The following is a 10,565-nucleotide window of genomic DNA, read 5'->3' as shown; positions in this document are numbered from 1 at the left end:
ACAGGAAGGGCCTCGGTTCGTTCCCCGTACGGCCTGGGCGCAGCCCAACCGCGCTTCGTCCTTCTCCGCAACCACGCTTCACCGGTTGCGGAGAAGGACGAAGGGTGGTTGCCTCCGGCAGGCCGTGCGGGGGACGGACCGACGCCCTTCCACCCCCGGGGGCCTGCCCGCCGGCGAGGCGCTTTTGATCTTGAGAGCGCGCCAGCGCGTCATGCCCGAGAGAGCGAGAGCGTCGTCCGAACCCAGCGGGAAGCGAGTGGAAGAAAGCAACTAGCGAGGAGGAAGAACACAAAACTCGTTGCCGGCGGGGTCGGCGAGAACGACCCAAGGCAACTCGGGGTCATCGGCGACGACGGTGGCGCCGAAGCCGACCAACCTCGCCACCTCGGCATCGCGGTCCCGGTCGGCCACCACGTCCAGGTGCAGCCGGTTCTTCCCCTTCTTGGGCTCGGTCACCGGCTGGAGCAGCAGCATCGGCCCGTCACCGGTCAGTTCCGTGTACTCCAGGCCCTTGGCGTCGGTCCACGTCCTGGTCTCCCGGTAGCCCAGCGCCGCGCACCAGAAGGCGCGCAGGTCCGCGTGGTCGGGTGGGGTGTCGATGGCCACGGCGAGGATGCGGCTCGTCATGGTGTCGGTTTTCCCGGTCGCCGCCCCGGGTATGCGTGGGGTGGACCTGATGTCGATCGAAAGGGACCGTCATGGGTGCCGACGACAAGCTCAACAACAAGGCCGAGGAGATGAAGGGTCGGGCCAAGGAGGCCCTCGGCGACGCCACCGACAACGAGCAGTGGCAGGCGGAGGGCAAGGCCGAGCGGGCCAAGGGCGCGCTCAAGGAAGCCGGCGAGAAGGTCAAGGACGCCTTCCGGCCCAACGACCGCTGACGCTCCGTCCGCTGTCGCCGTGATGGCCGCGCGCAGTGCCGCCCCGTTCGTGCCGGAAGGCGCGGACCTGGCGGCGCTGCGCGCTGCCGCGCGCGGGTGCGAGGGGTGCGACCTCTACCGGCCCGCCACCCAGACGGTGTTCGGCGCCGGGCCGCCCGACGCGCGGCTGGTGCTGGTCGGTGAGCAGCCCGGCGACCAGGAGGACCGCGCGGGGGAGCCGTTCGTCGGGCCCGCCGGGAAGCTGCTGGACCGGGCGCTCGCCGAGGCGGACCTGCTGCGCGAGGGCGTCTACGTGACCAACGCGGTGAAGCACTTCAAGTTCGTCCCGGCCGAGCGGGGGAAGCGGCGCATCCACAAGTCGCCCGCGCGGGGCGAGGTCGTGGCCTGCCTGCCGTGGTTGCACGCCGAGCTGGCGGAGGTGCGGCCGGACCTGGTCGTGTGCCTGGGCGCGACGGCCGCCAAGGCGATCATGGGCACCGACTACAAGGTCACCGAGCGGCGGGGCCGGGTCGAGCAGGCCGCGGACTTCCGCGTCATCAGCACGGTGCACCCCTCGGCGGTCCTGCGGGCGCCCGACCGGGACGAGGCGTACGCGGCGTTCGTGGCCGACCTGCGCACGGTCCGCGACCACCTCTAGATCACCGTGCGTGACCAGCCGTGGAGGTGGAGCGGCCCCCTGACCGCTTCCCGCGTGCGGGCCGAGCTGGACTGGGCTCGGAGTCAGGGGGCCGGGTGGCCGCCTGGTTTTCGCCAGGCCCACCCCTGAAGACGGGTAGGTCCTAGCGGACGGTCACCTCACGACGAGTCCTACAGCTACACAACTTCGGACCACCTCCTTCCTCGTGTACGGCGAACTTATGTCGTCCCCGGGAGGCCTCGCAACGGATTTCTTGATCCGCGAACGCGGTGTCCGTTTGCCGCCGGACTTCCGCCGCGGCGGTCGCCAAGATCGTTGTCATGAACATGGAAGGCAAGGTCGCTCTGGTCACTGGTGGTAGCCGCGGCATCGGGGCGGCGGTGGCGCTCCGGCTCGCGCGGGAGGGCGCGGACGTCGCGCTGACCTACCGGAACGACGCGGGCGACGTGGTGGAGCGGATCAAGGAGACGGGTCGCCGCGTGGTGGCGGTCCGGGCGGACAGCGGGGACGCCGCGGCGGTGGCCGCCGCCGTGGACGAGGCGGCGGGGACGCTGGGTCGGTTGGACGTCCTGGTGAACAACGTGGGCGAGTTCATCGTGGGACCGGTGGAGGAACTGGACGTCGAGGCGTTCGACCGGACGTTCGCGGTGAACGTGCGGGCCCCGTTCGTGGCGGTCCGGGCGGCGCTGCCGCACATGGGCGACGGCGGGCGGATCATCAGCATCGGCAGCAACGTCGCCGTGCGCGCGGTGTTCCCCGGCTTCTCGCTGTACTCGGCGAGCAAGTCGGCGCTGGTCGGCCTGACCAAGGCGCTGGGCCGGGAACTCGGGCCGCGCGGGATCACGGTCAACCTGGTGCACCCCGGACCCACCGACACCGACGCGAACCCGGCGGAGGGCCCGATGGCCGAGGCGATCAACGGGTTCACGGCGTTGGGCCGCTACGGCACGCCCGACGAGGTGGCCTCGGCGGTGGCCTACCTGGCTTCGGAAGAGGCCCGGTACGTGACCGGCGCGCAGTGGCACGTGGACGGCGGTTTCACCATCTAGGAGCGGGGGTGGGGCCGTGCCCACAGGTTCGGCACGGCCCCACTTGGCCCGCTCTCAGCCGACGTTGACGTCGATGCAGGCGTAGAACGCGTTGGCGGTGTCGCCGATGTTCCAGATCGCCAGCACCTTCTGGCGGCCGGTCGCACCCAGGTTCACGGTGTGCGAGACGGTCGAGGGCGGTTGCACGTTGCCCCCGTCGAAGTAGCCCACGCGGCGGCTGCCGACGTAGTACTCGTAGCTGGCGGTGCGGTGCCGGGCGGTGAAGACCCAGTTGAACGTGACGGTCTGCCCGACGCTGGTGACCTTCCAACCCTTGCTGTCGTTGTTGAGCTCGGCGAACCGCGCCACGCCGCCGTGGCAGCTGCGCAGGCCCTTGGGACCTTCGACGCTCTGCGGTTCGTACTTGATGTCACCGCACTGCACGAGACCCCGGGCGCACTGGGCCTGCCGGCTGGGCGGTGACGACACGTAGCCGTGGGCGAACGCCTGTGCCGTCGGCAGGGCGACGACGACCAGCGGCGCGGCGAGGACGCCGGCCGCCAAAGCGGCGATCCTGCGGCGAAGTGCCATGGTCAGCTCCTTTCGGGTGGGGCGGAGACGTCGTTGGGCACGCCTACCCGGGAGCAGCCTTCGCCGCTTCGGGCTGACGTTCACCCAACGCGGCGGCAGGTCTAGACCATACTCTCTGTGATTGCCCCGTGACAACCGTCCGTCGGTCCGGGCTTCGCGGTTTCGGGGCGGAGATCCGGATGGGGCAGCACCAACGCACACGTCTACATCCGGATCGGGTCGTCTCGGAGGGCGCATAGGGTGGCCACCATGAGCGAGATCGAGTTCTCCACGCCGCCGACGTTGCCCCAGCCCAACGGGTACAGCCACGTGGCCTCCGTCGGCGCGGGCCGCCGGCTGGTCTGGACCTCGGGTCAGGTGCCCATCGCCGCGGACGGCACGGTCGCCCCCGCCGGCGACTGGGAAGCCCAGACCCGCCAGGTGATGCACAACGTCGGCGCCGCCCTCGCCGCCGCCGGCGCGACCTGGCGGGACGTCTTCAAGCTGACCTTCTACGTCGTGGACACCTCGGCGCTGGCGACCGTCCGGGCGGTGCGGGACGAGTTCATCGACGTCGAGCGCCCACCGACCAGTTCGCTGGTCCAGGTGGCCGGACTGTTCCGGCCGGACCTGTTGATCGAGGTCGAGGCGGTCGCCGCGGTCGCCTGAAAAGGCCGGTGCCCCGCCGCGAGGACGACGGGGCACCGGACCAACCTCTAAGGCTCCGGAGTCCGGGAACCGCCCGTTCGCTCCCGGCGGTCCCGCCGCAACCAGTGCTCGAACATCGTCGGCACCACGAGCAACTCCACGATCAGGGTGACCAGGAAAGCGTCACCGTCGACCACGAACCGCACCGCGATGGCGATCAGGACCGCCACAGCCACCATGAGAGCGGCGCGGACGAGCCATCGGACGAGCATCGGCTGCAACTCCTTCACGCGCGTTGCCACCACCCTACTTCCACTTCACCCACCAACCCCTGCGGGTCTTGGGGCGCAACGCGTGCTTGCCGGCCGCCTTCCGCACGTTGACCCGCCAGCCCGAGCGCAGGTTGCCCACGAAGCGCGAGGCGCCCTGCCGCAGACCACCCGCCGCCGCGGCGATCGCGAGGTCCCGTCGGCGGTACTGCGGGGTGTTGCCCCTGGCCACCGCGTAACCCACCGCGCCGCCCACCGCGCCGACCGCGACCGCGCACACGACGCTCAGCGTGCACGCGGCGGCGGCGACCACGGCGAACCCGATCGCCACGCCGAAGCCCAACATCTCCCGCGAGATGCCGATCCGGCGGCTGACCCGCTCGGCCTGGCGGCCGATCCAGTGCGCGCCGCGGTCCACCTGCTTGCCGACCCACGAGCACAGGCCCCACAGGCAACGCCCGTCGAGGTCGGTGTTGTTGACCGGGTCGCCGATGACGTAGTCGTAGTCGTTGGCGCTGCCGCCCTCGACCGGGTCGACGGACAGGAACCGGCCGAACAGCGGGCTGTACGGGCGTGCGCCCATCTGGACGACCGACAACGCCCCGGCGTGCTCGTACGGGCGCTGGTGCTGCCCGAGCCAACCGTGGTCCATCTGGCCGGGCTGGTTGTCCGGGACGTTGTCCGCGTCCACCGCGCCCGCCGCCGTCAACGGTTCGCCGAACGGCGTGAACGTGCGCAGCGCCCCCACCTGCTTGCCGTCCGCACCCGTGGTCAGGACCAGGTCCCCGCGCACGGAGGCGTGGTCGAAGGTGCTCTGGCCGGCCGCGGGCCGCCACGTGTGCAGGACGCCGCCGGGAAGGCTGATGCTGCGGGTGAGCACCTTGTTGTCCGCGTCCAGCGCGATGTCGGAGGTGTCGCCGCTGCCGGTGTAGCCGTAGCGCACCTCGCTCACGCCGTCGCCCGCGGCGGCGTGCCGGCGGATGATCCGGTCGGTCGCGTCGCGGACGTAGGACACGTCGGCCGGGTCGGACCCGGTGGTGCGCAGGGCGATGTTGCGGTCCGCCCCGTCCCACGACAGGTGCGTCGTGGCACCACCGGCGGTGTACTGGGTGGTGTTGCCGTTGGCGTCGTAGCGCACGTCGGTCACCGCGTTCGCGCCGACGGTGCCCAGCAACCGGTCCGCGGCGTCGTAGCAGTACGCCGTCTGCGCCACGCCCGCGGCGGTCTCGTCCAGCAGTCGCACCCGGTTGGTGTTCAGCCCCGCGTTGGCCTGGGTGCCCGTCGGGCACGCCGCGTCCGCAGCCGAGGTGAAGTCGTAGGTGTAGTGGTGCCCCACCACCCACGCCTCGGTCAACCGGCCCGCCGGGTCGTAGACGTAGTTCGCCGCCGACGGCCGCGCGTCCACACCGCCCAGGGCCTCGTCGACGATGGTGCCCGACCGCGTGCGGCCCACCGTCGCGTCCACCGCGACGCCGTCACCGGTCCGCCACGAGTGCCGGACCACCCGGCCCGCCGCGTCCCGGCCGACCGAGGTCAGCGCGCTGCCGTTGGCGTAGTCCGCCGACGCCAGCTCACCCGCCGCGTCGTACCCGACCGTGGCCAGCGCCGTGCCGTCCAGCGACACGGTCCGCACGCGCCCGGCGTCGTCGTAGGTGTAGGTCGTGACCTGCGCCGGGTCGGCGGGCGGCGTCACCTTCTCCGACAGCACCCGGCCGGCCAGGTCGTAGCCGGTCTCGGTGCGCACGCCGGTGGCGTCGGTGAACTCCACCACGCGCCCGAGGAGGTCCACCCGGGTCGTGACGGTGCCGTTGTTGTCGGACACCGAGGTGACCAGCGGGTCGCCGTTCACGGCGTAGTTCGTCGTGACGGTCCGCTCCGCCGCCGACGCGGTGGCCGGGTACTTCACCGCGGTCGGCCGGTCGCGGTCGTCGTAGGTCGTGCAGGTCCACGAACCGCCGGCGCCCTTGGCCACGACCCGCCCGGAGGCGTCGTAGACCTGCTCGTCCTCCCGGGCCTGGCCGGAGGCCGGCACGGGCAGCCGGGTCAGCTTCGCCAGACCCGCCTGGTTGACCGACTCGGTCGCGGCGGTGCACGGGTTGTCCCGCGCCTCCGTGTCCCCGTAGTAGACCGTGGTCGTCTGCGCGCCGGTCGGCATGGTCTTGCCGGTTTTGCGCAAGTATCCGCTGCCGACCGGCTCGTAGGCCACGCGCGTGGTCATGCCGCCGGTGGTGGTGGACGTGGCCAGGCCGTACGTCGCGTCCACGCCGCCGTCGGTGAAGCTGGTGGTGTTGACGGAGTTCGGCACGCCGTCGGACTCGTGGTTCACCGTGGACGTGGCCAGGCCGTAGTTCGGCTTGAGGTATTGCCCGGGGATCGGCTCGTACACGCCGTCGGGGGCGCGTCGCCAGTTCAGGTGCAGTTGGCCCGGCCCCTGGCCGTTGTAGTAGTCGATGCGGATGCGGTGGACGGACCCGGCGACGGTGTTGTTGTAGTCGCCCTTGGCCGGCCGCGGTCCGCCGTCGGACCAGTGGTCGATGACGAGCTTGTCGTCGATCCACAGCCGAGCGCCGTCGTCGACGTGCGTCTCCAGGTTGTAGTTGCCCGCGTTGGGGAAGGTGATCTCGCCGGTGAGCCGGATCGAGAAGCGCCCGGCGGGCACGCCGGGGGCGGGCGAGGCGGTGTCGGTCCAGTCCGACCGCACGGTGCCGTCGGTCGAGCCCAGGCCGGTCCGCGAGACCTTCGGCGTGCCGGACAGCGTCGCGTTGTCGTAGATCGCCGCCGCCAGCCCTTGCAGGCCTTCGTCGTAGTTGGTGCGCGTGTGCGGCACCGTGCCGGCGCACGCCGCCGTCGGCACCTGGCCCGCGAAGCAGCTCGCCGGCGCCGGCCCGTACTTGTCGGTGGGCCGGTCGTTGTGGTCGTAGACCGTGGTGGACACCCGCCCGGCGGCGTCGGTGCCGGTCAGCTGGAGGTCCTTGCTGTTCCAGGTGGTCGACGTGGTCCGGCCGGTGGCGTCGGTCGAGGTGAGCTGCCGGTCGGCGTCGTCGTAGGTCACCTTCACCGCGTGGCCGGAGACCGGGCTCAGCCCGGCCACGTCCACGAAGGTCTGCCGGTTGGCCTGGTCGTAGCGGTAGGCGTGCCACGGCCGCTGCGCGCCGGCCTGGCCGTTGGGCGCCGGGGCCAGCACGTTCACCGCGCCCCGCCGGGCGCCCACGTCGCCGTAGTTCACGACGGTGTAGGTCTCGGCGGTGTTGCGGTTGGCCGGGTCCTGGGTCGCCCAGTCCACCGCGAGGCTGTCGCGGACGCCGGCGAGGGTGCCGTCGGCGTTGAACCCGTAGTCGGTGTTCGCGCCGCCGGGGTTCTCGACGCGCGCGATGACCCCGTTGCGGTACCACAGGTAGGTCTGCGAGCCGTCCCAGTACTGGACGCGGCACAGCATCTGCGACGGGGGCAGCGCGTCCGACCCCGCCGAGGGCGTGCGGCCCCCGTAGCAGTCGTCACCGGCGCGGTTGTAGAACAACCGGTGCGAGCGCTGGGAGACCGGGTCGGTGATCTGCGCCAGCCGCGACGGCGACCCGCTCCACGACATGACGTTCGCCGCGGGCTTGCGGCTGTCGAGGACCGAGGACTCCGAGGCGAGCGTGCCGTCGGCGTTGAACGTGTAGACCTCGCTGCCCTCGTGCAGGGTGATCTTGCCGCCGGTGTCCAGGCCGAGCACGCCGGTCTCGCCCGCGGGCGGCGTGTACGTGCCGGTCGCGGACTTGGTCCAGGTGTGCTTGGCGCCCGTGGCGTCGGTGAGCACGATGGACTGGTCCTGCACCTGCGCCTTGGTGTAGGACGCGCCGTCACCGGTCAGGTTGGCGTTGAGCTGCCAACCGGTCGGCAGCGCGGGCAGGTCCTGCGTGTAGAGCCACGACGCCGGGACGACCTGCGGCGGCACGGCCTTGCTCCCGGCCTCGTTGGTCTGGACGAACAGCTTCATCCGCGCCGGACCGGTGGAGTGGTACAGCTCGGCCTTGATCGGCACCCGCTGCCCCGCGGTCAGGGCGATCTCGGTGACCGGGCCGTTCTGGCCCGTCAGCGCGAAGTTGACGTCGGAGGCGTTGGGGTTGTTGTAGACCAACGTGTTGTTGACCCAGATCTTCGCGCCGTTCGCGTGGACGCCGGCGAAGTGGTACGTGCCGGTGGCCGGGACCTGGAAGTAGCCCTCCCAGCGGCCCACGAACCAGTCCGCGCCCAGCGCGGGGCCGAAGACCGACTCCGCGCCCCAGTCGGCGTTGACCTGCGACTCGTTGCGCACCAGCACGGGGTTCGCGTCGGGCGTGCCGGAGCGGGTGGTGTCGTTGAAGTACGACGCGCGCAACCCGAAGGGCTCCTTGGCCTGCGAGTTGTAGCTGAACGCCAGGCCCGACGAGCCGCCGACGGTGGTGAAGGTCGGACCGGCGACCTGCGTGTGGACGTTGCCGTTGGCCAGGTTCACCGTGACCGGCCCGACCGTGTCCTTGGGCGCGGGGCCGGTGTCGCCGATGCGCTGGTCCACCTTGAAGCGGCCCACCCAGCCCGGGTTCGTGGTCGTCACGCCGCCGCTGAGCGCGGTCAGCACCGTCCACGTGTAGCTCGTGCCGTCGGTGAGCACCCCCGGCGGGACGGTCCAGGACGTGCCGGTGATGCAGCCGGAGTCGACCACGATGCCGGACAGCGCGTCCGGGCCGGTGGCGACCTTGAAGCAGTACAGCGTGCCGTCACCGGACGGGTTGGCCACCGGGCTGACCGACAGCGTCGGCGTCAGGTTGGTGACGACGCTCCCGGTCGCCGGGCTCACCAGCGACGTCGCGGGCGGCGCGCTGCCGTGGTCGACGATCAGGTTGATCTGCATGTTCTTGTAGGACCAGGCGTCGGTCTCGCCGCCGGTCACCATGAACCAGGCGCTGTTGTCCCGGGCCGCCACGCGGGCGGCGATGAAGTCGGTGAACTCCTTGGACTGCATGGAGCCGCGGTCGCCGATCGGCGCGGACGCCAGGTGCTGGCCGACGCCGTTGAAGTCCAGCGCGGTCGCGTGGAACAGGTGCGAGTCCCACGACAGCATGGAGCCGGTCTGGGCGTTGCGCCAGAAGTCCAGCCGCGCGCCGACGACGTTCTTGCCGAACAGCGGCGTGTAGTCGTACCGGAAAGCCGTGCGCCAGAACGTGTTGGCGCCGCCGGCGCCCGAGCGCGAGTTGCCCACCGCGACGCCGCAGTTGGTGCACTGGTAGCCGTCGGACTTGTAGGCCCTCGACTCGTCGTCGTTGTTGAACCCGTAGGTGTAGGTCGGGTCCACGACGACCGGGTACACGCGCGCCTTGTCGTCCAGCCACGCCTTGTCCACGGAGACGGTGAGCAGCCAGGACTTCCCGTCCTGCGCCAGGCCGTAGGCGCCGCCGGTCTGCGCGGGCGGCTCGTTCTTCTCCGCGCTGCCCGCGGAGTCCCACGCCACGATCGGCGGCAGCGCCGCGACGACCGCGCCCGACGGGTCCTTGACCACGACCCCGTCGTCCTTGAGCTCCGGCGTGAGCTTGCCCAGGTCCATCCGGAAGACCCAGCTGCCCTTGGCCGCCGAAGCCTTCTTGACGACGATGGACTCCTTGACGCCGCCCGGTTCGACCTCGTACTCCAGGTCGGTGTCCGGCAGCACGTCCACGTAGGTCGCCTTGGAGTCCTTGACCTGCCGCGACGCGCGGCGCGCGCCCTCCAGCCCGACCGCGATGCGGGAGCCGGCGCGGTCCAGCGTCACCAGGCCCGGGTCGTCGGCGGACGCCGCGAACTCCGGCCGCAGCCCGTGCGCCTCGACCTTGGCCCGCTTGGACCCCTTGTCCTCCGACAACCGGGTGTCCACGGGCTTCCACGCGCCCTTGTCGTCCCGCACGCTCAAGGGAACCCTCGACAGCACGGTGGACCGGCTGCCGTCGGGGTTGACGTAGTCGACCGACTTCTCCGCCCGCGCGACCTCGCGCGAGGACTTCGCGTCGAACTTCGAGCTCACCCGGCCGGCCTCGGCGCCCATCAGCGGCCGGAAGTCACCGGCGGCCGTCGGCGAGGCGTGCTCGCGCCCCTGCTGCGGCGGGCTCGGCCACGACGACAGGGACCGCGAGTCCCGCGCCGCGGCCGGTTCGGCGGCCGCCACCGCGGGCGCCGCCTCCATCAGGGAGGCGACGAGTGCCGCGGTCAGCACCACGGCGACCGGCGATCTCCCGCGAGTTCTCCGCGCGGGTCTGTCCCGCCTGGCACCAGACAGTTCCATGCAAAACTCCCGGACACGTGAAATGACACGACACATCGGCTCATTGCCGACGGCAAGGGGCCGTGAGCCGGCATGAACGGACGTCGAACAATGGTCGACGCCTGTTCGTCGCGCAGGCACACGGAAAAGACCCGAGGAGAATCCACGGGTGAAAGGGTGGGATCAGGTGGTCAGCCGGACACCGGGACCGGTGTGGGCGTGAACGCCTCGACTACGCCTCGGCGGGCAAAACCCCCACCATTGATCGGCCAAGCGGGC

8 protein-coding genes are annotated in these 10,565 nt (G+C 71.4%); 4 read left to right on the top strand and 4 right to left on the bottom strand.

Annotated features, from left to right (window positions below):
• Positions 1-270 precede the first annotated feature (270 nt).
• On the bottom strand, positions 271-627 hold the full coding sequence (locus tag ABD126_RS17530) for a VOC family protein (protein WP_343934923.1): 357 nt from the start codon (positions 625-627) through the stop codon (positions 271-273).
• Between the two features lie 71 nt (positions 628-698).
• Between ABD126_RS17530 and ABD126_RS17525 the strand changes: the two genes are divergently transcribed.
• The 3 genes from ABD126_RS17525 to ABD126_RS17515 all read left to right on the top strand — a co-directional run bounded on the left by ABD126_RS17525 (position 699) and on the right by ABD126_RS17515 (position 2,567).
• Positions 699-881, top strand: a complete 183-nt coding sequence (locus ABD126_RS17525) for a CsbD family protein (protein WP_343934922.1) — start codon at positions 699-701, stop codon at positions 879-881.
• A gap of 22 nt (positions 882-903) precedes the next feature.
• Positions 904-1,518, top strand: coding sequence for a UdgX family uracil-DNA binding protein (locus ABD126_RS17520; RefSeq protein ID WP_343934921.1), 615 nt, complete (start codon positions 904-906; stop codon positions 1,516-1,518).
• Between the two features lie 320 nt (positions 1,519-1,838).
• Positions 1,839-2,567, top strand: coding sequence for an SDR family NAD(P)-dependent oxidoreductase (locus ABD126_RS17515; RefSeq protein WP_343934920.1), 729 nt, complete (start codon positions 1,839-1,841; stop codon positions 2,565-2,567).
• A 54-nt stretch (positions 2,568-2,621) separates the two neighbouring features.
• Here ABD126_RS17515 and ABD126_RS17510 read toward each other — a convergent pair whose 3' ends face one another.
• Positions 2,622-3,137, bottom strand: a complete 516-nt coding sequence (locus ABD126_RS17510) for a lytic polysaccharide monooxygenase auxiliary activity family 9 protein (protein WP_343934919.1) — start codon at positions 3,135-3,137, stop codon at positions 2,622-2,624.
• A gap of 249 nt (positions 3,138-3,386) precedes the next feature.
• Here ABD126_RS17510 and ABD126_RS17505 point away from each other — a divergent pair, with 249 nt between their 5' ends.
• Complete coding sequence (locus ABD126_RS17505; protein ID WP_343934918.1) at positions 3,387-3,785, top strand: RidA family protein; 399 nt, start codon at positions 3,387-3,389, stop codon at positions 3,783-3,785.
• Between the two features lie 47 nt (positions 3,786-3,832).
• Here the strand turns inward: ABD126_RS17505 and ABD126_RS17500 are convergent, their stop codons facing one another.
• Positions 3,833-4,066: a hypothetical protein gene (locus ABD126_RS17500; protein ID WP_343934917.1), complete on the bottom strand. Its 234-nt coding sequence runs from the start codon at positions 4,064-4,066 to the stop codon at positions 3,833-3,835.
• Between the two features lie 4 nt (positions 4,067-4,070).
• The gene (locus ABD126_RS17495; protein ID WP_343934916.1) at positions 4,071-10,241 is read right to left on the bottom strand and encodes a PA14 domain-containing protein; all 6,171 of its coding nucleotides are present in this window, start codon (positions 10,239-10,241) and stop codon (positions 4,071-4,073) included.
• Positions 10,242-10,565 lie beyond the last annotated feature (324 nt).

It is taken from the genome of Saccharothrix mutabilis subsp. mutabilis (assembly GCF_039521145.1).
Taxonomy (GTDB): Bacteria; Actinomycetota; Actinomycetes; order Mycobacteriales; family Pseudonocardiaceae; genus Actinosynnema; species Actinosynnema mutabilis.
Note: the sequence above shows the minus strand (reverse complement) of the source record. Positions and strands in the feature narration are given on the sequence as shown.